The sequence below is a fragment of the Enterococcus sp. MSG3290 genome, from assembly GCF_050555565.1.
Lineage (GTDB): Bacteria > Bacillota > Bacilli > Lactobacillales > Enterococcaceae > Enterococcus_B > Enterococcus_B faecium.
The window spans coordinates 67080-91695 of the sequence record NZ_CP187863.1 but is presented as its reverse complement, the minus strand read 5'-3'; the positions used below and the strand labels follow the sequence as shown (position 1 = coordinate 91695).

19 protein-coding genes and 11 pseudogenes are annotated in these 24616 nt (G+C 35.3%); 25 read left to right on the top strand and 5 right to left on the bottom strand.

Annotation, left to right across the window (positions count from 1 at the left end; translation table 11 throughout):
- Positions 1-1165 precede the first annotated feature (1165 nt).
- The 5 genes and pseudogenes from IGL31_RS13680 to IGL31_RS13660 all read left to right on the top strand — a co-directional run.
- Positions 1166-1252, top strand: a pseudogene (locus tag IGL31_RS13680) (single-stranded DNA-binding protein); the annotation flags it as partial.
- 554 nt (positions 1253-1806) lie between these two features.
- Positions 1807-2031, top strand: a pseudogene (locus IGL31_RS13675) (type II toxin-antitoxin system RelE/ParE family toxin).
- A 259-nt stretch (positions 2032-2290) separates the two neighbouring features.
- Complete coding sequence (locus tag IGL31_RS13670; protein WP_002290397.1) at positions 2291-2545, top strand: AbrB/MazE/SpoVT family DNA-binding domain-containing protein; 255 nt, start codon at positions 2291-2293, stop codon at positions 2543-2545.
- Positions 2546-2863: a type II toxin-antitoxin system RelE/ParE family toxin gene (locus tag IGL31_RS13665; RefSeq protein ID WP_002290394.1), complete on the top strand. Its 318-nt coding sequence runs from the start codon at positions 2546-2548 to the stop codon at positions 2861-2863.
- A 544-nt stretch (positions 2864-3407) separates the two neighbouring features.
- Positions 3408-4570, top strand: a protein-coding gene (locus IGL31_RS13660) for an IS3 family transposase (protein ID WP_108676098.1) whose coding sequence is annotated in 2 segments (ribosomal slippage) — positions 3408-3684 and positions 3684-4570 — 1164 coding nt in all. Because the reading frame shifts where the segments join, the coding sequence is not laid out codon by codon here.
- A 143-nt stretch (positions 4571-4713) separates the two neighbouring features.
- On the opposite strand, the gene IGL31_RS13655 is transcribed toward IGL31_RS13660, so the two are convergent.
- Together IGL31_RS13655 and IGL31_RS13650 are read right to left on the bottom strand one after the other, a co-directional pair.
- Positions 4714-5055 (bottom strand): bacteriocin immunity protein, encoded by a 342-nt coding sequence (locus tag IGL31_RS13655; protein WP_002313090.1) that lies wholly within the window; start codon positions 5053-5055, stop codon positions 4714-4716.
- Positions 5056-5271 (bottom strand): leucocin A/sakacin P family class II bacteriocin, encoded by a 216-nt coding sequence (locus tag IGL31_RS13650; protein ID WP_002313088.1) that lies wholly within the window; start codon positions 5269-5271, stop codon positions 5056-5058.
- Between the two features lie 150 nt (positions 5272-5421).
- Here IGL31_RS13650 and IGL31_RS13645 point away from each other — a divergent pair, with 150 nt between their 5' ends.
- From IGL31_RS13645 to IGL31_RS13635, 3 genes and pseudogenes are all read left to right on the top strand, one after another.
- Positions 5422-6381, top strand: a complete 960-nt coding sequence (locus IGL31_RS13645; RefSeq protein ID WP_002340500.1) for an IS30 family transposase — start codon at positions 5422-5424, stop codon at positions 6379-6381.
- A 476-nt stretch (positions 6382-6857) separates the two neighbouring features.
- A pseudogene (locus IGL31_RS13640) lies at positions 6858-7058 on the top strand (hypothetical protein).
- Positions 7059-7418: 360 nt separating this feature from the next.
- Positions 7419-7724, top strand: a complete 306-nt coding sequence (locus tag IGL31_RS13635) for a hypothetical protein (protein ID WP_002313085.1) — start codon at positions 7419-7421, stop codon at positions 7722-7724.
- Between the two features lie 45 nt (positions 7725-7769).
- On the opposite strand, the gene IGL31_RS13630 is transcribed toward IGL31_RS13635, so the two are convergent.
- Positions 7770-8375: a recombinase family protein gene (locus IGL31_RS13630; RefSeq protein WP_002313084.1), complete on the bottom strand. Its 606-nt coding sequence runs from the start codon at positions 8373-8375 to the stop codon at positions 7770-7772.
- A gap of 181 nt (positions 8376-8556) precedes the next feature.
- On the opposite strand from IGL31_RS13630, the pseudogene IGL31_RS13625 reads away from it, so the two are divergent.
- From IGL31_RS13625 to scrK, 8 genes and pseudogenes are all read left to right on the top strand, one after another.
- Positions 8557-8892: pseudogene (locus tag IGL31_RS13625) on the top strand (Tn3 family transposase); the annotation flags it as partial.
- Positions 8893-9125: 233 nt separating this feature from the next.
- A pseudogene (locus IGL31_RS13620) lies at positions 9126-9284 on the top strand (transposase); the annotation flags it as partial.
- A gap of 125 nt (positions 9285-9409) precedes the next feature.
- Entirely contained in the window at positions 9410-10381 is a 972-nt protein-coding gene (locus IGL31_RS13615) for a LacI family DNA-binding transcriptional regulator (RefSeq protein WP_010729506.1), read from the top strand.
- Positions 10382-10520: 139 nt separating this feature from the next.
- Positions 10521-11834 (top strand): ABC transporter substrate-binding protein, encoded by a 1314-nt coding sequence (locus tag IGL31_RS13610; protein ID WP_002313081.1) that lies wholly within the window; start codon positions 10521-10523, stop codon positions 11832-11834.
- 42 nt (positions 11835-11876) lie between these two features.
- On the top strand, positions 11877-12743 hold the full coding sequence (locus tag IGL31_RS13605; RefSeq protein ID WP_002322555.1) for a carbohydrate ABC transporter permease: 867 nt from the start codon (positions 11877-11879) through the stop codon (positions 12741-12743).
- Positions 12740-13588, top strand: a complete 849-nt coding sequence (locus IGL31_RS13600) for a carbohydrate ABC transporter permease (RefSeq protein ID WP_002313079.1) — start codon at positions 12740-12742, stop codon at positions 13586-13588. The genes IGL31_RS13605 and IGL31_RS13600 overlap by 4 nt, the downstream gene beginning before the upstream one ends.
- A 13-nt stretch (positions 13589-13601) precedes the next feature.
- The gene (locus IGL31_RS13595) at positions 13602-15074 is read left to right on the top strand and encodes a glycoside hydrolase family 32 protein (protein ID WP_002322556.1); all 1473 of its coding nucleotides are present in this window, start codon (positions 13602-13604) and stop codon (positions 15072-15074) included.
- A 16-nt stretch (positions 15075-15090) separates the two neighbouring features.
- Positions 15091-15963 (top strand): fructokinase ScrK, encoded by an 873-nt coding sequence (gene scrK / locus IGL31_RS13590; protein ID WP_002340504.1) that lies wholly within the window; start codon positions 15091-15093, stop codon positions 15961-15963.
- 235 nt (positions 15964-16198) lie between these two features.
- On the opposite strand, the pseudogene IGL31_RS13585 reads toward scrK, so the two are convergent.
- A pseudogene (locus IGL31_RS13585) lies at positions 16199-17581 on the bottom strand (IS3 family transposase).
- Positions 17582-18042: 461 nt separating this feature from the next.
- Between IGL31_RS13585 and IGL31_RS13580 the strand changes: the two are divergent.
- The 9 genes and pseudogenes from IGL31_RS13580 to IGL31_RS13540 form a co-directional block, all read left to right on the top strand.
- Positions 18043-18366: a YfbU family protein gene (locus tag IGL31_RS13580; RefSeq protein ID WP_002340505.1), complete on the top strand. Its 324-nt coding sequence runs from the start codon at positions 18043-18045 to the stop codon at positions 18364-18366.
- 31 nt (positions 18367-18397) lie between these two features.
- A pseudogene (locus tag IGL31_RS13575) lies at positions 18398-19078 on the top strand (IS6 family transposase).
- Between the two features lie 148 nt (positions 19079-19226).
- Positions 19227-19556, top strand: coding sequence for an AbrB/MazE/SpoVT family DNA-binding domain-containing protein (locus tag IGL31_RS13570; RefSeq protein WP_002292678.1), 330 nt, complete (start codon positions 19227-19229; stop codon positions 19554-19556).
- Positions 19546-19833: a type II toxin-antitoxin system RelE/ParE family toxin gene (locus tag IGL31_RS13565; RefSeq protein ID WP_002313074.1), complete on the top strand. Its 288-nt coding sequence runs from the start codon at positions 19546-19548 to the stop codon at positions 19831-19833. The genes IGL31_RS13570 and IGL31_RS13565 overlap by 11 nt, the downstream gene beginning before the upstream one ends.
- Before the next feature lie 285 nt (positions 19834-20118).
- Positions 20119-20976, top strand: a complete 858-nt coding sequence (locus tag IGL31_RS13560) for a ParA family protein (protein WP_002292680.1) — start codon at positions 20119-20121, stop codon at positions 20974-20976.
- Positions 20977-21525 carry a hypothetical protein gene (locus tag IGL31_RS13555; protein ID WP_002292681.1) on the top strand — a complete coding sequence of 183 codons (549 nt, stop codon included), beginning with the start codon at positions 20977-20979 and terminating at the stop codon, positions 21523-21525.
- A 310-nt stretch (positions 21526-21835) separates the two neighbouring features.
- A pseudogene (locus IGL31_RS13550) lies at positions 21836-22114 on the top strand (thermophilic serine proteinase); the annotation flags it as partial.
- Between the two features lie 36 nt (positions 22115-22150).
- Positions 22151-23670, top strand: a pseudogene (locus IGL31_RS13545) (S8 family serine peptidase).
- A pseudogene (locus IGL31_RS13540) lies at positions 23625-24134 on the top strand (IS30 family transposase); the annotation flags it as partial. The pseudogenes IGL31_RS13545 and IGL31_RS13540, both read left to right, overlap by 46 nt.
- 11 nt (positions 24135-24145) lie before the next feature.
- Here the strand turns inward: IGL31_RS13540 and IGL31_RS13535 are convergent.
- Positions 24146-24544 (bottom strand): annotated as a pseudogene (locus IGL31_RS13535) (transposase); the annotation flags it as partial.
- Positions 24545-24616: the final 72 nt, after the last annotated feature.

The window sequence follows — 24616 nt, the reverse complement described above, 5'->3', positions numbered from 1 at the left end:
TGTAGATCCTCTACTTTCACGTTGTTTTATTTATGTAAAATTACCTACTCTTTTCGAAAATAGCAAAGATAAATAAAAAATGCAAACGCATTAAAACTGTTTTTTAATTAAATACTACCTAAAATAAGAAATAAAATGAATTATGTACTACCTTTAAAGTCATTAAGAACTACTTTAAATAAATATTATTTATAATTAAATACTACCAGAAGAACGTATGAATAAAATTTGGTTTTAAAATTAAGGATAATTAAGTACTACCAGTATCAAAACAAAAAATAAATTAAGAACTACCTTATGCATATAAAACATACTACCACTACTAGTAATATATACTACCTTATTTCAGTAGTATATATTATATTATTCTTATAAGACAAGGCTTTAGGCTAGAAAACAATAGATTATATACTACTAAAAAATACAATAAGTACTACCAATGTTAGATATATATAATAATTATGTACTACCTTTAGAATTAACTTATTTAATAAGATACTACTGTGTTAATCTGAAAAAAATTACTTTAAAGTAGTTACATACTACCTGTTAAATTAGATACTACCATTAATACTTAAATTAGATACTACCTATATTTATATTAAGTACTACCGTTCTAGGAATAAGATAATAAAAAAATACTACCAAATTGCAATTAAATACTACTTAAAATGTAAAAAATAAGAACTACCCAAATTAGGTAGTTCTTAATAAGAGAATATCAGATAAATTTGTACAAGTCATAAAAAAATTAATTTTAAATTTTTAAATATATATACTTGTTAATTATAAACTACTTTATTTAGGTAGTACATAATTAACAGATAAAACTACATGCTTGTAGTTTGTCTAGCTAATGAGTTGCATATGATTTATATAAAGATGTGCAGCATAACTTAGTTGAAGTTAAGAGAATAGAATAAATATTTTTTGTTTTGCTAATAATTAAACACTACCTAAATATGGTAGTGTTTAATTATATAATATTCATTTTGTTACAAATAATCGTATTATAAAATCATAACAATTGGGATAACTATTTTTTAGATTATTTAAGTACTACTTAAATTAGGTAGTACTTAAATTTTGGTTTAAGGTAGTAGGTAATTAAGAAATGATATATATCTTCTTTTATAATAGAAGGGGAGAGGCCTAGTTAAAAGCAGCGACAATTAATAACAATGTATTTAATGCTTCACAAAATCCATTTGGTGGACAATGCATTGTTATTAGCGATGATCTACCGTTCTAAGTAGTTTTTTCTATTGGTTGCATTCGTGACTAATTATGGTATAATTATGAGTAACAAAGAGGTATTTCATTATATCACCAAACCCCATCAGCGTGCAGGCTGATGGGGTTTTTTTTTACGTTTCTATATTATAGAATTAACGGGTAGGCTTACTGTCTTTTTTGGCAATTTTGCAATCAAGCCACTTGCAGATGTAGTGTGCAGTTACCTCTGCAAATGGCTTGATTGCAAAAACAAAATCAAAAAGGTATTTCATTATATCTCCTCCTCCCCTTGCCAGATTAGGCCGGGGTAGCAGACAGCAAAACTATTATAACATAACTAAAATACCTAAATGACATATACAGATATGATAATTTATGTATTGATTTTTCTAACAAAAGCACATATTTTAATATATACTACCTATTTTAGGTAGTATATATTTTTGGATACAATATCGATCAGTTTTGAGGAAATGAAATTCTAGATATTTTTTGCTACATAGAGTTACTTTCAATATTTTTTAACGTAATTAGGCAGAAGTCACTCATCCTCTATAGGTTTGTGATGAAATTTCTATTGATCCATTTAAGTAAGAGCAAAAAACTGGAGGTTTATCAGGTAATTGGTCTAATGGATTTAAGTATGCGGTCACCGTGTATAGAGTTGCTTCTGAGATTCAAGAAAATAAAGTTATTCCAGTATTGCTATATGGAACACATAACAATTTTTATGAATTAGCCGAGAACACTCGCAACTTTATTCGTGTAGATAAATCGGCTTCGGTTGAGTTATAACTTTAGCTATATCAATCAACCGACCGACATATGTTAAATCTATATATAATAAAAATACCTACTTAAATGGATGTTAACGGAAGTGTATGGTGAGTAGTTCACTCGTATTTTGATATCGTTTGTATATGTTTTCAGCGTTCTAAGTGGCTTATTTTGTCCAATAATAATATGGAGTGGAATCCCTTAAGAAACACCGTTGGTAATTGTTGTTATAACATGTTATAATTTATTTATCAAAAACTAAAAGGAGTGTGATAACATGGGAAAAGAACTAAAGGTTAGAAAGATCGGCAATAGCGTGGGAGTGATCCTTCCAAGCTCTCTTGGATTAAAAAGCGGAGACACTATCCAAGCCAAACAAGAAGGCAACTTATTCATATTAGATACTACTCAAATAGCAAAAGAACACGATCGCAAATTGATTGAAGAAAGTTTCCAAGACTTTGAGAAAGGTTTAACAGTTTCAGAAATTGAAATGGTAAAAGCTTTCGGAAAATACGGCTGGAGTGAATAGATGAAAGAGTACACGCTAGTTTATTCTAAAAGTTTCCAGACCAGCCTTGAAACGATAATAGAAGAATGGGAAAATGAGCTTGCTCTGTCTCCAGCCAGCATAAAAAGATTTGTAGGTGCGATCCAGAAGGCTTTAGAACTAACCAAAAATTTTCCAACTATGCATGAGGAAGTTTCCGAAATCTATGGAATGGATATCCCAACATATCGGATCGTGATCGGCAAAAGCTATGCCTTATTTTATCGGATCGACCATGAAAAAAAAGAGATACTTGTAGGACGTATTTTCCAATCTAAACAAATGAAACTAGGCTTTTAACAATAATTAGGCAAAAGTCGCTCATCCTCTACAGGTGGGTGATTAATGCCGCTCGATATGGTTGTTAACCGTCGGTTACTCGAAGATTGATATATAAGACTTAGTACCTTTTTATTTTGCTCCATGTTATGGCCGAAGGTCTAAAGATACAATCATTAGTCTAGAGAAAAATTAAGAACCGTAGGAACTACGGGGATCGCTTGGTGAATAAGAGACACTGCTATTAGTGAAAAAATAAGATATCAAGTACGCTCTATTCCCAAAAATTTCGTGACTTTACTCATGAGAGGTTCAAGTAGTATATTTTTAATCAAAATTGACGTAACTTTTAATAAATACTACCTAAATAAGGTAGTATTTATTTTTGTGTTTTAAAAGAGGAAGTCCAATATATCTATGGTAAACTTCTTAAATATTATGTTGGTACATGAAAATATAGGTTCTGTTGCAAAGTTTTAAATCTACTATCTGGATAGGCTACAATTAACTAGACAGAAAAATTAAGGTGTGTAGACTAGAAGAAAACATACCAGGAGGAATTTTTATGTCTAAGAGAACACGAAGAACTTTTTCACAAGAATTCAAGCAACAAATCGTCAATCTTTACTTAGCTGGAAAGCCACGTGTAGAAATCATTCGAGAATATGAACTAACGGCTTCAGCATTTGACAAATGGGTAAAGCAATCTAAAACGAGTAGTTCATTCAAAGAAAAAGATAATCTTACGCCTGAACAAAAAGAATTGTTAGAACTACGTAAAAGAAACCAGCAATTAGAAATGGAAAATGATATTTTAAAGCAAGCAGCGCTGATATTCGGACGAAGAGACAAGTAATCGATGCGAATAAGCATCTTTACCCTATATCAGCGATGTGCAGAATATTAGGTCTATCACGTCAGTCCTATTATTATCAATCAAAACCAAAGAAAGACGAATCAGAACTTGAAGAAGTAGTCGCTGAAGAATTTATCCGCAGCCGAAAGGCCTACGGCTCAAGAAAAATAAAAAAAGCCTTATCAAAACGAGGCATTCAGATCAGCCGACGAAAAATTAGTAGAATCATGAAAAATAGAGGATTAAAATCGAGCTATACTGTTGCTTATTTTAAAGTACATCATTCTACTTGCAATGAAGCCAAAACGACAAACGTATTGAATCGTAAATTCTTAAGAGACAACCCATTAGAAGCGATCGTAACAGACTTGACTTATGTACGAGTCGGGAAAAAATGGAATTATGTCTGTTTCATTTTGGATCTGTTCAATCGAGAAATTCTCGGCTATTCTTGTGGAGAACATAAAGATGCCGTTCTAGTAAAAAAAGCATTTAGCCGTATCAAACAACCTCTGACAGAGGTTGAGATTTTTCATACTGATCGTGGAAAAGAGTTTGATAACCAAGCTATTGATGAATTATTAACAACTTTTGACATCAATCGATCATTGAGTCATAAAGGCTGTCCTTTTGATAATGCCGTAGCTGAATCAACTTATAAGTCGTTGAAAGTAGAATTTGTCTATCAATACACATTTGAAACCTTACAACAATTGGATTTGGAGTTATTTGACTATGTCAATTGGTGGAACCACCTTCGGTTGCACGGTACACTTGGCTACGAGACACCGGTTGGTTACCGTAACCAGAGATTGGCGCAGCGAATCCTTGATAATGAGCTCGGATGTGCTAACGCTAGCGAGGCAGTCTAACTTTAACTGTTAGCTCCTGCCGAAGATCGTCACATCCGAGGAGGCTCATTGTCAAGGACAATCGGAATAGCATACGGAAAGAAGTTCTGCACCTTATAAAATTTGTCAAAAAAACTGTTGCCATTCCAAATAGGGAAATATAATTATCTAATAGGTACTTTTTCAGAATAACTATAGAATTGAGATTTATCTGTAAAATTAGCTTTATATTTACTGTTAATTCCAGCCTTTTTAGATATATCTCCCAATTCTATTAATAACTTTTCATCATTTCCTAAAAAATGAATTTTATTGTCAAATCCAACAATATAGATATAATTCACCAATTTGTTTATTAATATTTCTGGATATTTTTCGCTATCTATTTTTTTATAGACTTGCAACAAAACATCTGTAATATCTAATATAGCTTTGGTCTTATCACGCTTCATTAAACTATTATACAATTCATGAATTATTTTTTTTGTTTCCCTAATATCAATCATTTAAATCCTTCCTCCACTAAAACTACCAAACAAATTATCTCCCCAACGTTTAACCCCTTTTGACCAAGCTTGTCCCCAATTTACCCAACATTTTTGCTTATTACAATACACACCATTTCCGTAATACGTGGCAGCTTCTACATTTGTTCCTATTACTATAAAACCAATCCCAATCATGCTACAAATAACTGAGCCTTTAACTAATTTCTTTTTCATTAATATTCACCTCGAAAATAAAAATTAGAAAACGTCTTCTATGTAGAAATTATATAGCGCCGATTGTAAAATTAAGCTAGACAACTAAAAAAGTCATTTGTGCTACACTCAAAATAGTTCCGTCCAAAGAATTATAAGGAGTGAGTACAAATGACCTATACCCATCTTACAACGGATGAACTTGTAATGATAGAGTCTTATTTCAAAATAAATCAATCTGTTGCGAAAACTGCGCATTGCTTGAATCGTTCAAGACAAACGATCCATAAAGTATACCTGTTCTTCAAGCAAGGAAAATCAGCCTTAGAGTACTATCAACAGTATAAGAAAAACAAATCAAACTGTGGTGGACGCCCGCTTGTTTTACCTGAGGAACAATCAGAATATATTCAAAGAAAGGTTGTTCAAGGATGGACACCCGATGTGATTGTTGGTCGTGCAGCGTTTCCTATTCGTTGTTCTGCTCGTACCATTTATCGTATGTTCAAAAAGGGGCTATTTAATCCTTCTGACTTACCGATGAAAGGCAAGCGTAAACCAAATGGACATCAAGAAAGACGTGGAAAACAAGCTTTCCGTCGCTCTATTCATGAACGTGAAAAAGATTATAGCCAATTCTCAAATGAGTTTGGTCACCTTGAAGGTGACACTATCGTAGGTTTGAAACATAAAAGTGCTGTAATTACCTTAGTTGAGCGATTATCAAAAGTTATCATCACATTGAAACCGTGTGGTAGACAAGCGATTGATATTGAAAACAAATTAAATCATTGGTTTGAATCTGTACCGAAAAATCTATTCAAATCCATCACTTTTGATTGTGGAAAGGAATTTTCAAATTGGAAACAGATCAGTAATGCCAATGATATTGCCATTTATTTCGCTGATCCAGGAACGCCGTCTCAAAGAGGCCTAAACGAGAATTCTAACGGATTGTTACGTAGAGATGGTTTATTGAAATCTATGGATTTCAATTCAGTAGATGAATTTTTTATTCAATCTGTCGCATCTAAACGAAATAATATTCCTAGAAAATCACTGGATTATCGAACACCTTTGGAAGTATTTTTGAGTTACGTAAGTATTGATGATCTGTCTAACTTAATTTGACAATTAAGACATTTAAAAAGAAAAGTGACAGATAGGAATAAAAACTTATTAAATGTAGTTATGATCTGTTATATTTCATTTCTAATACTAGGTCTTCCACAAGCAGTGTTTCCTGAAATGTTTTCTGGAGACTGGGGTATTGTCAGCTATTCTATATTAACATTGATTGCTATGGTTTTAGGTACTTCATTTTATAATGCTTTTGTAAGTAAGCATGTTGAGGAATATGAAGTATTAATGTACTTAAAAGAGAAAAAAACAAGTAATTAATATGAGAACACCACGCATAGTTTTTATTTTGAGATATTCTAGAATGAAACACATTAAGAACGAAAGCAAAGCAAAAGACGCCAGAACTTCTACTACCTTCTAAGTTTTTTCATATTTGTTTGTTATGCTATACATAGATCTGCATAATTAGACTTGCGCTGCCCGTTATTGAAGTTTCAGGCAGCGCTCTTTTTGGGGGATCGATAATGGAAGAAGAAAAAATATTTGAGAAACGCTGGCAGCTAGCATCAAGTGAACAAAGAGCAAGATACAATAATTTGATCACCTCCTACCCCACTGTTGACTAGACATATAAGGAAAAGAAATACTTACTTTGGCTGTGCCAGTTAGATATAGATACCTTTGAAACATTTGAAGTGATCCTAGATAAAATTAAACAGAATTGATCAGAAACAAGCGAAGCCTTCTCTCGGTTCGCTTGTTTTGCTATTTATTAGTTGGCTCAGGGCAACTCTAAGCTCGTTTGAAAGAAAACCGATGGATAATCCCCTTGTTTGTACCACTTTAGAATACATGGATGTACGTATTGCCATTGACTCCTATTAGTTACTGAAAAAAAATTTAAACAAGTTGAGTATTGCAGATAAATAGCTCCAGTGAGGTGAATAACTGCTCCACTCAAGGCAATAGATAGCTCCATCCAGGGCAACAAACTGCTCCACTTTCATATTTAATAGATGAATAACCTTCTGTATAATAGAAAGGCATACCTTTCGGTATGACAACTTATACAGAATGTTATTTTATTGGTTCACTATCGAAAAATTTTGGAGCTTTATTTTTCCGGTATTTCTCAACGAACGATTAGTTTAACTGTGGGAAGTTCCAGACATACGATTCGAGAAGTTACTTCTCGAGCAGACAGGAAGGGGGTGACTGAACTAACCGCTGATATGAGCGATACTTGGCTGCAGGAATATCTTTTTCCGGAAAAACAAACAACAGCACGAGGTTACCTTCCTGTAGACTGGGAATATGTTCATAAAGAACTAATGAAAAAGAATATGACATTGAAACTCCTTCATAGAGAATATGGGGTACATGGAACATAGAAACGAAAATGCACGGTAGAAAAGCGAATGAATATAGTATAAATTCTACAAATCATTCGCTTTCTTTATTTTATATATGGTTGGTCGAGAGAGACCATTTTCTTTGGCAATTTCTGCAACTGGAACTCCTTGATTTAACATGTCCACCACAGTTTTAAAGACTAATCGTTTTTGCGGATCTGTTGAGTTCTCAGAATATTCAATTGGTCGCCCCTTATATCGACCAGCTTTTTTGGCCAATAATACTCCTTGCCGCTGACGTTCACGGATTTTCTCACGTTCGTTTTGTGCAATATAACTTAGCAATGATAAAAACATATCGAACATAGCAGTATCTAGGAGTTCATTTCCAGTATTAAAATCTAAAAACTGTGCATCTAGTATTTTTAATGCTACTTTTTTCTGTTTCATAAAGGTAACTGTATTTTTTATGTCTTCATAATCTCTGCCTAGGCGATCCAGTGATGCAACAATGACACAATCACCTTCTCGGATATAATTTAGTAATTTTTGAAACTCAGGTCGCTGGATATCTTTACCACTGGCTTTTTCTTGGAATAATTTATCAATGTTAAGGTCTTCCATCATTGCCAATTGTCGATCTAAATTTTGATCTTGTGAAGACACTCTAATATATCCAATTTTTGCCATAAAAACTCCTTTTAAAAAATGATATAATTTACATGTAAAATTTACTTGTAGTTTTACTGTTATCATAGCATTTTTAAAAATAAATTTTAAGTCTACTTATAATTTACTTTGGAGGTTTTGAATGAATGAAATTAAGCGCAATAAAAATTCTTTTGGTGTTTATTTAGGAGAGCCTAGCTCGGAACAGTTAAATAAAGGTGAAGCTCGTCATGCTCTATGTCGAAATATATTTTATGGTAGAAAAGGCAAACTTTATCAAACTTATTACGACGGTATGGAGGAACAGCTCAACGCATTAGGATTAGTAACTAATGCTATCATATATTGGAATTCACTATATTTAGAAAAAGTCTTTGAACAAATTAAAACGGAAGGGTTCGACTGTTCCGAAGAAGTGTTACGCAAGCAATTTCCATTAATTAGTGATCACATTAATTTTGTTGGCAAATATAGTTTCCGCTATGAAAAAGAATTATCGAATGGAATACTACGTCCGTTAAATATAGAGAATTATTGAGAATGTTCGTCTTTTGGTTCCTACCGTGCATTTTCGCACGGATGTTCCAGATACTATTTTTGAATGTATAAAATTGAAAACACAAGAATACTAATAAATCAACGATTCTTGTGTTTTTAATTTTTCACTACCGTGCATTTTCGTTTCTATGTTCCATGTACCCCAATCTTGAAAAATTAATTAAAGACTTAGATAAAGCCATTGACGACTTAGTCGTGGTGCTACCGGAGTATCAATGTTTAACCAGTATCCCAGGTATTGGTCCTGTTTAGGCTGCTGGAATACTCGCTGAAATTGGTCCAATTGAACGTTTTTCTGATGAAATAAAATTGACAAAGTATGCCGGCCTATATTGGCGACAGAGTCAATCCGGTAAATCTGAATACGAAAATTTTTTTACGAAAAGCTTCACGTCTAATATCTATTTTAAAATAAAAATATTCCTGCTAATTTGGAATCGTTTCCTTCTTTTGGTATAATAATACCTGAAATTCTTTTGAGAGGAGTTGTTCGTGAAGTGAAAACTACTATGAAGGATGTTGCTGCGTTAGCAGGAGTTGGTGTGGGTACGGTATCTAGAGTAATAAATGGAGTAAAGGTGAAAGAGGTTACCAAAGAAAAAGTAATGGCTGCAATTAGTGAGCTTAATTATGAGCCTGATGAATATGCCAGAGGTATGAAAACGAATAGTAGCAATACAATAGCTCTTATTTTACCTACGATTTGGCATCCCTTCTTTTCCGAGTTTGCCTACTATGTAGAGGAAGCTCTCAGCCAAAAAAATTATAAGCTTTTTTTGTGTAATGCGAACGGCAGTGCGGAAAAAGAAAAAGAATATATCCAAATGGTCAAGCAGAGTAAAGTAGACGGAATTATAGGTATTACCTATTCAGACATTGATAAATATGTATCATCAAATTTACCATTTGTCAGTATAGACCGCCATTTTTCGGAACAGGTTTCTTATGTAACGGCAGATAATTATTTAGGTGGGCAAATTGCCGCTCAAGAACTACTTACTCGTAACTGTAAAAACTTGTGCTATGTTGGGGGTGTTTCACCTTACCCTAACGAAACAAACAATCGTAAAGCTGGTTTTTACAATATTTGTGAGGAAAATAAAATAGCTGTGAAGGTATTGGATATGCCTGAACCAATTAGCAATTTAGAGGAACAATTGCTCGCTTTTTTTTCGGATAATCCTGAAATTGATAGCATTTTTACCATCAATGATTTCATGGCTTTGGATGTGATAAAAGCCCAAAAAAAACTAGGGAAGGAAGCACCTAAGGATTTTCAAATTATTGGTTTTGATGGAGTCAAGCTATCGTTGCAAAAAGACTATTTACTATCAACGATTGTACAGCCGATAGAGGAAATGGCCAAGGTTTCAGTAGAAACACTCATGGCGATGATTTTAAATGAAGAACCGCCTAAGCGTGTGGTAGTACCGGTTTTCTTTCACGCTGGAGAGACGACTAAAGAGTAAAAAACCGGTTTATAACGATTTTTTTGAGATAGGTTGACAGAAAGTGATTTCAATGATATCTTAAAACCAATTAATTGGAAACGTTACCAATTAATTGAAAAATAAAACGGAAACGTTTCAAAAAATAGGAGGAACATCGATGAAAAAGAGAATGTTAGCAATTGCAGCAATTTTAGCATTAACAGCTGGAGGACTTGCAGGATGTGGCAGTAAGGAGAAAAGTTCAGGTAGCAGTGATCCAGGAGAAATTAAGATTTGGGTTCAGTTTTCTGATGAAACGCCTGAAGGAAAAGCTTGGGCAGAGATTGTGAACAATTTTAATGATGAATACGAGGGTGAATATAAAGCTGTTACTGAGTATATTCCTCGTAGCGGAAGCGGCGGTGGATATGAGGATAAAGTAAATGCTGCAATTACAACCAATACCCTTCCTGATGTTATTACGTTAGATGGACCGAATACTGCAGCTTATGCTCATTCAGGAGTCATTGCTCCATTAGATGATTATTTGAAAGATGCGGACATGGATGATGTATTAGACAGCATTATTCAGCAAGGAACCTACGATGGCAAAATGTATGCGTTTGGTTTCTCAGAGTCCAGTGTGGGTGTCTATTACAATAAGTCGCTGTTCAAAGATGCTGGAATTACAGAAGATCAATTGCCGACGTTAGAAGATCCTTGGACTTGGACGGAATTTCAAGCAATTTGCCAAAAGCTGACTGATAAATACAAAACGCCTGCAATTGATATGCAAATGGCGTCGGGAGACGAAATGCTGACCTACGCATATACACCATTTATATGGTCGAATGGCGGCGATGTCGTTAATGCTGATGGAACCAAAGCCGAAGACTATTTTAACGGTAAAAAATCCGTTGAAGCGTTGGAATTTATTCAAGAATTGGTTGAAAAAGGTTACACCACAATCAGTCCTATTGAAAAAGGATTTGAAACTGGCAAATATGCCATGATGCTGAGCGGTTCTTGGACAATGGCAGATTTAGAGGAAAACTATCAAGAGATTGATTATGGTATTTTGCCTTACCCCGTTTCAGATGCAACTGGGGAGTTAGTTTCACCAACCGGAAGCTGGCAGTTAGCAATGACTGAGAAAACAGAGAAAAAGGATGCTTCTGCGGCCTTTATTAAGTTTGCAACCAGTACAGAATCTAGTCGTATTATGAGTTTAGGGAACAGTGTTCTACCTATCAGAAATTCAACAGTTGATTTAATTAAAGATGAAGTGTCGGAAGGAATGCAGGTATTAATTAAGCAAAACCAACTTTCTGGACATGCCCGCCCAGTGGTTGTAGCTTATCCGCAAGTATCTAGAGCATTCCAACAAGCAGTTCAAGATATTAGCTACTTCGAGGAAAACCCAGATGTACAAAAAGTAGCAGATAGTCGCGCTGCTGAAATGCAACAGGCAATTGATACTTCACTAAAATAGAAGTTTCTAAAGGGGGCCAATCAAGTGTTAAAAAAACCGACAATGAAAGACAATTTGATAGGTTACGGCTTTCTAGCGCCAGCTTTGCTGCTGCTGACGATTTTTCTGATCATACCCGTAATCATGGTAATTTATTATGCCTTTACTGATTATTATTTGTTAACGCCAGATGCTAGACAATTTATCGGCTTAGAAAATTTTAAGCGACTGTTCGCTGATCCAATTTTTGTAAAAAGTATTTGGAACACGGCTAAATTTGTTGTTTGGATTATTCCGGTCCAAATAGGGGCAGCTTTAGGAATGGCACTTATTATCAACAAAAATCGTAAAGGAAATATCTTTTTTAAAGTAGCCTTTTTTGCGCCAGTCGTGATGTCCTTAGTCGTTATTTCGATTTTATGGTTGTACTTGTTAAATCCTAATGAAGGTCTGGTTAATACGCTATTTGCAAAGATTGGAATTGCTTCGCAGCCTTTTTTGACTAGTCCCAAACAAGCAATGTATACGCTTGTTTTCGTATCGGCATGGCAAGGTGCAGGATATCAGATGCTGCTGTTTTTAGGGGGAATGCAAAATATTCCGCAAGACGTTTATGAGGCAGCCGAAATTGATGGTTTTTCTAAGTTTCAGCAATTTCGCTATATCACCATGCCATTATTAAAGCCCACGGCGATTTTTATTTTACTTACCACATTGATTTCGGCCTTTAAACTAATCATTCAGCCAATGGTAATGACTCAAGGTGGACCAATGAATTCTACTATGACAATGGTTTATTACATTTACCAAACTGGATTTACAGACCGTATGGTAGGCTACTCCAGCTCCATTGCGTTAATCTTTACCACTATGATTGGTTTAATTACAATTGCTCAAAGAAAATTGGTAAAGGAGGATGATCCAGCATGACCAAGAAATTTGGACCGCTAATGATCGTAGAATATTGTTTGCTGTTCCTTTTAGCGGCATTATTCATTTTCCCGATGCTGTGGATGGTAGTTTCCTCTATGAAGCCTGAAGCAGATGTCTATCAAAATTTAGCTTCCTTCAAAGCTTTTTTACCTAGTTTGAATCCAGCTAATTGGTTTAAAACTTATCAAGAGGTTATTTCCCGGTTCAGTGTGGGAACTTATTTATTAAACAGTATTTTTTATGGTTTAACCTTTGCCTGTGGGTCAATCATTGTAAACTCTTTGGCGGGTTTTGCCTTTGCGAAGGTTAATTTTTCAGGCAAGAAAATTATCTTTGGAGCTTTGTTAGCTCTGCTGATTGTCCCGATGGAGACGGTTTTAATTCCGCAATTTACCATCGTTAATTCACTAGGCTTAGTGAATACTCGCTTGGCAGTGATTTTACCAGCGATGGCCAGCGCGTTTAATATCTATCTGTTTAGAAATTTCTTTATCGCGATTCCAGAAGAAATCATTGAATCAGCGAAATTAGATGGTGCAAATATTGTTAAAATTTTCTTTCACATCATGCTGCCAATGTCTAAACCAGCCATAGCCACAGTAGGTGTCTTATCCTTTATCTCCAGCTGGAATGATTATATTTGGCCGTTAATGGTCTTAACTGACAGCAGCAAATTTTCAATGCAAGTGGCAATTACTACGATCAATACTACACAGCCAGTTTATATCAATCAAGTGATGGCTGTTTTAACCATTGCAACGATTCCACTGATTATTGTTTATATCGTTGCACAAAAATATATTCTGCAGGGACTTGGCGGTTCTGGAACGGGTATAAAATAGGAGTGAATAGTGAATGTTGCAAAAACTTTTAAAGGCCAATGAGTTTATTGAGAAAAATGCTCAAACAGTCAATCAAGAATACCGGAATAAATTTCATTTGATGGCTCCGATTGGCTGGATGAATGATCCAAATGGTTTTGTTTATTATCAAGAGGAGTATCACTTGTTTTATCAATATTATCCTTACGACAGCATCTGGGGACCAATGCATTGGGGCCATGCTAAAAGCAAGGATCTAATTCACTGGGAGCATTTGCCAGTAGCACTGGCACCAGGTGAAAGCTATGACAAGGAAGGCTGTTTTTCCGGCAGTGCCATAGAAAAGGATGGCAAGCTGTATTTGATTTATACAGGACACAATGTTGTGGAAGGGCAAGTTCGACAAGTTCAGTGTTTGGCAGTTTCAGAAGATGGCATTCACTTTGAAAAATATGCCGGAAATCCAATCATCGCAGAAGATCACTTAGCTTCTGTTGCAACGACCGAAGATTTCCGCGATCCCAAAGTGTTTCAGCGAAAAGAAGACTATTTTACTGTAGTCGCTACTAAAACTGCAGATGCTCGTGGACAAATTGTGATGTTCCATTCCAAAGATTTACTAACTTGGGAGTTTTATTCCGTATTGCTGGAGGGAACTCCAGAACAAGGCATTGTATGGGAATGCCCAGACTTGTTTGAACTAGATGGCAAAGAAGTCTTGATTCTTTCTCCTATTCAAATGACTCCACAAGGCAATGCTTACCAAAATACGAACTCAACTGTTGCTTTCATCGGTACTGTCGATTGGCAAACAGGCAAATTTCTAGTAGAGAATTTTCATGAAATCGATGGCGGTTTAGATTTTTATGCACCCCAGACCTGTGAAAACGAAGCAGGCCAAAGAATAATGATTGCTTGGATGCAAATGTGGCAGCGTAAAATACCTACGAATGATCTGGGCCATGGTTGGTCAGGTTCCATGACCTTGCCTAGAGAGCTGAGGGTGGCTGATAATCAATTGTTGCAACGGCCAGTTTCATCAATTTATCAAGTAATTGATCCGCAGGAAAGGATTGAATGGGCGAAGACTGAAGAGAATCGCTTCTTACTGAAGGACTTAGTATATGACCAGCACTATTTACGCTTGGAAATCAATTTAAAACAGGCAACGAAACTAGAACTTCACTATGCGAAGGGACCCGACCATACATTACTGCTTAACTATGATGTTGAACGGGAGTGCTTTACTGCTTCCAGGGAACACATGCCGTATGATTTATCAGGAGCTGAAAAGGAAGTGTTGAAAAAGCGCAGTGTGACGATTCCTTTGGAAAATAATTGTCTAACCATCGAAATTTTCCGTGATACTTCAGCTATTGAGCTTTTTCTAAATGATCGTCTGACTATGAGTACAACTTTTTATGAGACAGAAAAAGGACAGGATTTTCTTTTGCTGGCAGACAGTGAAGTAACCTTTTCATTGGAAAGCGGCTTAATTAATCTATAGAAGGGAGAGCTCAGTGATGATTTATGGTTCAATCGAAGCAGGCGGCACAAAATTTGTGTGTGCCATTGGCGATGAAGAAATGACGATCAAGGAAAGAGTGAGCTTTCCGACAACGACACCTGAGGAAACAATACCTTTAGTCATTGACTTCTTCAAACAATACCAAGCAGATTTAGCAGGGATTGGGATTGGCTCATTTGGGCCTATCGATATCCATCGCGATTCCGCCACTTATGGGTACATTACCTCGACCCCGAAAGTGGCATGGCAAAATTTTGATTTCATCGGTACCATGAAAAAAGAATTTCCGATCCCGATTTCTTGGACAACAGATGTCAATGCGGCTGCCTATGGTGAGTATGTCTTCGGCAGTGGCAAAGGATTGAGCAGTGTCGTTTACTATACGATCGGTACGGGTGTTGGCGGCGGTGCCTTACAAGAAGGGCGCTTTATCGAAGGGTTTAGTCATCCAGAAATGGGGCATATGCTCGTCGTCCCTCATCCAAAAGATGACTTTGCTGGCAGCTGTCCATTTCATGGCAACTGTTTAGAAGGGATGGCCGCTGGACCCGCCATCGAAAAACGCTTAGGGAAAAAAGGACAAGAGGTTGCAGAAGATGATCCTTATTGGGAAATCGAAGCCTCCTATATTGCTCAATGTGCCTACAATACAACCTTGATGTTTTCTCCAGATGTGATCATTTTTGGCGGTGGTGTGATGAAACAACGCCATATGCTGCAAAACGTCCACGACGCATTTGCAAAATTGGTCAATGGGTATGTCGAAACACCTGAGTTAAGCAAATATATCGTGACCCCAGCATTAGAAGACAACGCTGGAACGCTCGGTTGTTTGGCATTGGCTCGAGAAGCGGTCTTACATTCATAAACGAAAAAAGGCTCTTCGACATTTAGTGTTGGTAGAGAAAGATACAACTGAAAATTTAGTCATAACCAGTTAGGCAGAGTGCTTAACTGGTTTTTGTTTTACTTGGAAGATCAAGCCTTGAATGAGATAAGTTCTTGCTCGAAAGTTATGGAAATTTCGATAGCCGTAGGCTACTTGTATTGTGCAATAGTTTTTTACAAAAAAAAGGGGGTGCGGATATTTTTTTTGGACCTTTTTAACAAATATATCTTTGCTTCTTCCGATATTGAAGAGGGCTTAGCCTTCCTAAAGATAACTTAATTCGTTGATTATTATACCAATGAATATAATCATCCAATTTGTTTATAAACTGATTGATTGTTGTATTCTTCCAGTCACGTTGATAAAACATCTCGTTTTTTAATCGTCCAAAGAAACCTTCGCACGCTGAATTATCTGGTGAATAACTCTTTTTAGACATAGAGTGAAGCAAGTTGGCTTTGTTCCAATAGTCCAACTAACAATAGCACCATCGTAACAATCGACAAGTGGTGATAAGTAGATTTTCCCTGCGAGAATTCTAAATTCAGTAATATCTGTTAACCATTTTTCATTTGGCTTCTTTGCTTTAAAATTCCGATTTAATAAATTGGGGTGTGCAGGAGAAATTTCCCCAGCATACGAAGAATACTTTTTTCGTCTAGAAAATTTAACAAATAGATTTTCCTCAGTCATCAATCTACGTACAACTTTTTCAGAAAGCTTTTTACCCATATTTTTTAAAGCTTGGTGAATTCTACGGTAACCATACGCACAGAAGTTATGATTGAAAATCGTGATAATTAATTTGACGTTCTTTGTAATACTTATCTGGTTTCTCAAGTGCTTGTTTTTGATAAAAATAGCTGCTTTTAGGAAACTGGAGCTGTTGAAGAAGCTCTTTCAAGGTGAACTGATTTCGTAAGGCATCAATCAATATCGTTTTTTCTTGATTTGATAGACAAAGAAGATTGACGCCTTTTTCTTTTTTTAGCAGTTCAGCCGCTCCTTCGAGTAATGCTTTTTCGAGCTGTAATTGGTGTACTTGTTTTTGTAAGTCTTCTACTTCCTTTAAAAGTAGCTCTTTTTGTTTTTCCTGATTTTTTAAAGTCATACACAATGGAAAATCCTTTCCAAGAACCGTGTTTTTCCATTGATATAGAGTAACTCTACTAATTCCTCCAGATTCGGCTAAATTTTTCCTATTAGTTTGCGGTTTATAGAATTTTTTCAACACAGCTTCTTTTTGATCTTGTGTTAACTTTACCGCACTTTTTCGGAGTTTTCTAGCTCCTGGTGCAAGTTCTTCACACCGCTGCCGCAAGGACTCTCTATTAGGATAACCAAGCATGCGAATGGTTCGTGCATAACATTGACCATATTCAAAATAATGATTCACCGCTATTCGTTTTTGTTCTTCAGAATACTTTGATTTTTTTCGGTGCTCCTGATGGAGCTCTCCGGATTCCAAATACTCTTTATACCATTTCCGTAGTGCACCAATCGACGGATACCCTAATTCTCGAATGGTTGCAGCATAAGAGCAATCGTATTTTAAAAATAACTGAATTGCCCTTACACGCTCTTTGTGGGAAAACACACGGACATTCCTCCTAAGTTTATTTTTTCGTCCAGGATTATGTCCGCACCCCCTTGCTTTCTGATGACTTATTCTGGTTCTTTGAGTGTCAATGCATAGATGTGATGTAGCTAGTTAGAAAAAAATTTTGAATACTCTTTTTTTCTTTCAGACTCCTTTTTAAGTAAGATTTTGAAGTGTGAGTTACGGGGTCAGAAACTTAAAAGTTTTTGATCCTTTATTTTCAAGTCTGATTTGGCAGCTTTTCGGCAGCTCATTTATTTATGGTCAGAAATAGATGCTGAAATTTTAATCTATTAGCAAATAGTCCAGAACGTATGAAGAGGAGTCGGATATCATTTGTCATTAACACCATAAATATTTATAAAATTCGTGTTCACCTACAATTAAATTTAATATATAATATTCGTTGTAAGGGCTTATAATTTTTTGTTAATGAACAAGATAGGAAGAAACATTTAATGGACAGTTTTCAGAGATTGTCACTAGTAAATCAATTTGAGTTATTGGCTAAATTTGAGGACCAAAACAGATCTTATTATGAAAGAAAAATCGAAATATTGAGAGAAGGTTACGAGTATCATTATGATGATGAAATTTGGAGTGATCTTTCTGAGCCATTTCCGAAAGAAGATTCTCGATTTGTATTAGATGTATTGAACATGTATCGAGATATCAATTTTAGTAAATCAAAGCTAAACTTAGATGAAAACCAAATTACTAATTCATACTATACTCATTTCGGTTCTGTTGCAAAGTTTTCCAAAAAATCTATTTTAGTGTAAAATTGAGAAAAAAGACAGAGAGGACAGAGTAATGAATCATTTTAAAGGCAAACAATTCAAAAAAGACGTCATTATTGTCGCTGTTGGTTACTACCTGCGTTACAATCTAAGCTATCGTGAAGTTCAGGAATTGTGATATGATCGTGGAATAAATGTTTGTCATACTACGATTTATCGTTGGGTACAAGAGTACAGCAAAGTCCTCTATTATCTTTGGAAGAAGAAAAATAGACAATCCTTCTATTCATGGAAAATGGACGAAACCTATATCAAAATTAAGGGACGTTGGCATTATCTTTATCGTGCAATTGATGCGGACGGCTTAACCTTAGATATCTGGTTACGAAAGAAACGGGACACACAAGCAGCCTATGCTTTTCTTAAGCGGTTAGTGAAGCAGTTTGATGAACCGAAGGTTGTAGTCACAGATAAAGCCCCCTCTATTACAAGTGCCTTTAAGAAACTAAAAGAATACGGCTTTTATCAAGGGACAGAACATCGTACCATTAAATACCTGAATAATTTGATTGAACAAGACCATCGTCCAGTAAAGAGACGCAATAAATTCTATCGAAGTTTACGCACTGCCTCTACCACGATTAAAGGCATGGAAGCCATTCGAGGATTATATAAGAAAACCCGAAAAGAAGGCACTCTCTTCGGGTTTTCGGTCTGTACTGAAATCAAGGTATTATTGGGAATCCCAGCTTAAATCATAGATACCGTAAGGGATTTTATTCTTTATTTAAAACTTTGCAACAGAACCCATTACGAGTCACAGTAATTACTTGTAAATACATTATCTCGTGGTATAATGTATTTACTAAGTAATTACATACTGTTAGAAATGAGGGATTTAAATGATTACAAAAACAAGAAAACAAGGCAATTCAATCATGTTGACAGTACCTAAAGATTTTAATGTTCCTAATGGAGTCGAAGTTGAAGCAAAGTTGGTAGAGAATGGTATTCTTTATGAATTTGTTGAACCACAAAAAGAATTTTATGATTTTAGCGAAGATATTTTGTCTGATATAATTGCAGAAGGCTACGATAAAGATGAGATTCTTGTAGAATTTAAGAATAGAAAAAACAAAATGCATTCTTCCTTTAGAGATATTGCTGAAGATACACTTACTAATTCTAAAGTAATGACTAAAGAGGAGTTGGCAACAGAAATTGGCTTATGAAATCGTTCCTTCAAAACATGTCATTAAGTATTTAAAAAAGCTAAAAGAGAAGCCATTGAAAGAAAAATTTTTGAATTTAATTTATGATGAAATTGCGATTGATCCATATAAGGGTGAACAAAAAACTGGGGATTTATCAGGTATTTGGTCTAGTGGGTTCAAATATGCGGGCACAACATATAGAGTAGCTTACGAGATTATAGAAAACAAGGTTATTCCAGTATTGTTATGTGGAACGCATGAAAACTTTTATGATCAGTTGAAAAAATTAATCTAGTGATTTGTTGTCGTTCTTAAGAAGGACGGCTTCTTTTTTATCGAAAATCTGATTCGTCTACATGACTAAAGTCGCGAGTATTCTCTGCTTCTCGATAAATTAAATAACGTCATTACTTTGAGGAAAGCTATAAATCAATATATTTCAGCTTTTCCTTATTTATGTACTACCTTTTCCTTATTAATTATAAGGTAGTACCTATATATCTTTTTTTTGGTAGTAACTAAAAATAAATATGTTATAATAGTATCAAATGAATATTGCTAAAAGAAAAGAGGTAGGAACGTGGTAGCGAAGAAATATGTAATCGGTAATTTTAAAGGTGGCGTAGGTAAAAGTACGTGCGCGCAAATGTTAGGGTTTGAATCAGCAGTTAATGAAGGAAAAAGAACCTTGATAATTGACTTGGATATGCAAGGAAATACTTCTGATGTGATGAACTTAACGCATATGAACTTCACTAACGAAGAAGGAGGCGGAGAAGGTGAACCGATTGTTTACGAAAATACTGTGACTGACGTGTTGATAAACAATCTTCCACCTAAAGAGGCTGTCTATAAAGTAATCAATAACCTCTATATACTTCCAGCAGACATGTCCTTTGAAATGTATGATGATTGGATCAAAGACCAATATAATGATTCATTATCCCAATTCAAATATATGAAAGAAAAGCTAGAACCATTATTTGATGAGTTTGACGTCATCTATTTAGATGTCCCACCTTCTATTTCTGTATATAGTAAATCCGCGATGTACATTGCGGACTGGGCAATCGTCGTCTTACAGACCCAAGTAAAATCGATGAGAAATGCGATGCAATATCTTGAGTATATGGACTTTTTTGTGAAAGAATTTGATACAAATTTATATGTTGCTGGTGTTATTCCTTTCATGTTGGAAAGCGGTGACGCAGTAGATCAGGAAATGTACAAACAAGCCCAAGAGATTTATGGGGAACATTTGATTAAAAATGTTGTACTCAAAAATGCACGCTTAAAACGATACGACGGATCAGGTATTACGATGGAGAAGACAAAGAAAGGTCTCTTAAAACAATGGGATCGCAAAAGCCACGAATTATTTATCAGTATTTTGAAAGAATTGGAAGAACACGAGAATTGGTATGCGGAGGTGGAGTAATTGGCTGACATCAAAGGACTTGATATTTTTGGGAACAACAAAGGACTCGCCAAAATAAAAAAAGAAGCAGAAGCAAAGAAAAAGCAGCAAGCAATTACACCATCTGAAAATAAGCAATTAGAAGTGCACCAAGTTCAAGAAATAAAAACTTCCTCCAATGTTGAAAGACAGAGTAGAGGAAGAACAAAAAAAGTTGGCGCACCAATCAGAAAGTTTGATAAGGTTTATTCCACCAAGCATCCTTTAAAACTGTCGACTTTGTTAAATGCGACTTCCAGAGTTTTAGTAGAAAAGTATGAGACTAATATGACAAGAGATGAATTGCTTAGAAAAGCTTTAGATGAGTATATTAAACAGAATCTTACGCAAGAAGATAAGCAAGATTTGTTTAATGACGTGGTGAAAGAACTAGACTTGTTCAGAGAAAAATATCCAATTGTTCCAGAATTAGATGATCGTGGAGAAATAATAAGAACTACCAGTCAGATAAAACAAGATACCGAAGACTCACTGCGCAAAGGGTGGGGAATGAATAATAAAGTTAGATAATAATCAAAGAAGAACTAAGTAACTACCTTTAAACGGTAGTTACTTAGTTCTTCTTTGATTTGCGTGAAATAGAGGGGATTTATTTTTCTGGTTACGTGATTAAAAAATCCAAAAAATGAGCATAGGAACGGTTATGATTTTAGGGTGTGTTTTAATGAGATATTGTGATTTCATTAACAAGTGTATAATAATCTGTTGTTGAGTTAGTAAATAAGTAATAGAGCTAACTCTAAAATAAAACTATTAGGAGGAGATGTAGGTGAAAAAGTTTAAAAAGAAAATATATTTAGGATTGGTTGTTGGGGTGAGTATGTTTGGGTTCATGGCTCATACTAAACAAGTAACTGCAGATACTAACCAAAAAGAAAGGATTATGAGCCAATTAGATGACTCTCAAATAGAGTATGTACCCAATGAGCTAATTGTCAGTTTAAAGGCTACACAAAGAATTTCAACAGAGAAAAATAAACCGCAAAATTTATTGGGTGTAAAAGTTATGGTGGAAAAAGATTTGACTCTTAGGACAAATGAAAGCGATTATAATAAGCGAGATCAAGTATTATTAGTGAAATTGAACGAAGAAATTAGTGTGGAAGAGGCAGTAAGAACATTTAATGCTTCTGATATGGTCAATTATGCAGAGCCAAACTATGTGGTTGAACTAGAGCCGTTGAATGATGTTGAGGAGCCAAATACAACTGATTCTTTAGGAAATCGATCAATTATTCTTAACGATCCTAATTGGAGTAAACAAGCTAATTTAAGAGAGATTAGCATGCCATCCGCTTGGGAAGAAACCAAGGGTTCTAAGGATGTGAAGGTAGCGGTCATTGATTCAGGAATTGATTATCAACATGAAGATCTTTCTGGAAATGTAGATGAAAGTTTGAGATACGATTTTTTTGACGATGATACAGATCCTATGGATACTATGGGACATGGACACATATTGCCGGGATTATTGGTGCTCAAACAAACAACGAATTAGGTGTTGCTGGAATAAATTGGGATGTTACGATGGTACCTATACGTGTATTTGGTAGTAGTGGAGGTACCAGTTTGGCAATCTTAACTGAAGCTATTAATTATGCATCCCAAAAAGGGTTTCCAATTATCAATTTTAGTATAGGTAGTGTTGTTTATAGCAGTACAGAAGAAGCAATTAAAAACTATCCTGGATTATTCGTAGCAGCAGCTGGAAATAATGGGATAGATATGACTGATAAACCTTTTTACCCAGCTTCTTTGGATATACCTAATATTATTACTGTAGGAAATTCTAGTGGTTATGAACGAAGTTCTGATTCAAATTATAGTAAAACAGGTGTTGATTTATTCGCTAGAGGGTTTCGTGTTTTTAGTACATTTCTAGGAAGTAAATACACGTATATGTCAGGTACCTCGATGGCAACACCTCATGTCACTGGTAGTGCTGCATTAGCGTTGTCACTAGATCCTGATCTATCTACTGATGAATTAAAAAAAATCATTTTAAATAGTGTTGATTCATTTTATGAACTATCTGATTTATGTCTTACAGGGGGAAGACTAAATACGAATAATGTCGTACGACAAGTAACGGGTAAACTTACTGCATCTAATATCACATTAAGATTAAATAGTGAATGGTCAGATGAAATTGCTAAAGAGATGTGTCACGTTCACTGGATTGACCAGTCAGGAAATGATTTGACGGATCAAGTGGTTGTTCTAAAAAACGAAGTGGATACATCTAACTTTGGCGATTACGAAGTAGTATTTGCATCACCTGATTTAACAGATCAAATCTCAGTTACAGTGACCGTACCTCGATTACGTAAACTTACGCTAGGAAAAGAAACAGCAACCATTGATATTGGTTCCGCATGGGATAGTGTCATAGCCATTGATACTTTTCAAGTGAAAGCTATAGATGATTTTGGGAATGATGTTACAAATCAAGTACAGGTTACTATTAATGCTGATATAGATACAATTAATTCAATTCAAGCAGTGATTAAGTTTGAAGTTCCAGAATTAGGCTTAGCCCAAATTGGTAGACTGAATATTACTGCAAAAAATAGTACAATCAATGGATTGAATGAAGTTAGCATCGAGCACGTAAAAAAGATTATGTCGTTTTCGAAGAAGAATTTGGACATTTAGAGGGTGATACGATTGTCGGCATCCACCATAAAAGTGTCGTCATCACACTCGTTGAGCGACTTTCGAAAGCCATTATCGCCTTGAAACCAGAAGGCCGTAAGGCAGTTGATATTGAAAATTCGATTAATGAATGGCTTCAATCCGTACCCAAAAATCTTTTCAAATCAATTACCTTTGATTGTGGAAAAGAATTCTCTAATTGGAAAAGTATTAGTAATACGAATGATATTGATATTTATTTCGCAGACCCAGGAACGCCTTCCCAACGGGGATTAAATGAACATTCAAACGGACTCCTCCGAAAAGATGGACTACCAAAAGAAATGGACTTCAACCAAGTCAATCAAGGATTCATCTCATCCGTTGCGTCCAAAAGAAACCATATCCCTAGAAAATCACTAAATTACCAAACACCATTAGAAGTTTTTTTGAGTTACGTAAATGGAAAGTTTTGTCTCGCTTAATTTGACAAATAATAACCATTTGGTTTTCGTTTTCCTTGCATCGGTAAATGTAAAACATTGAATTCTCCCGTCTTAAACCGGCGATAGAGGGTACTTACTGAACAAGAGAAGGTTCGCTCTGCACGGCCAATAATGACGTCTGGGGTCCAACCTTCAGTTGATCTTTTTGCAATGTATTCTTTTTCCTCAGCAGGAAAAATGATTTCGGTTCTCCCACAACGTCGCTTATTTTCTTTGTATTGTTCAAGGTATTCAAGTGCTGTTCCACCACATTTGAGAAAGTTATAGACATTGTAAATTGTTTGGCGTCCACGTTTAAGCTGCTTCGCAACGATAGAAACCGGAGTTTCTTGATGAAAATATGCTTCTATCATTACAAGCTCGTTTGGTGTAAGATGGGTATAAGTCATTTATGTTCACTCTCCTTGTATGCTTTAGCGGGTATTACAATTTGAGTGTAACATAAATGGCTTTTTTATTTG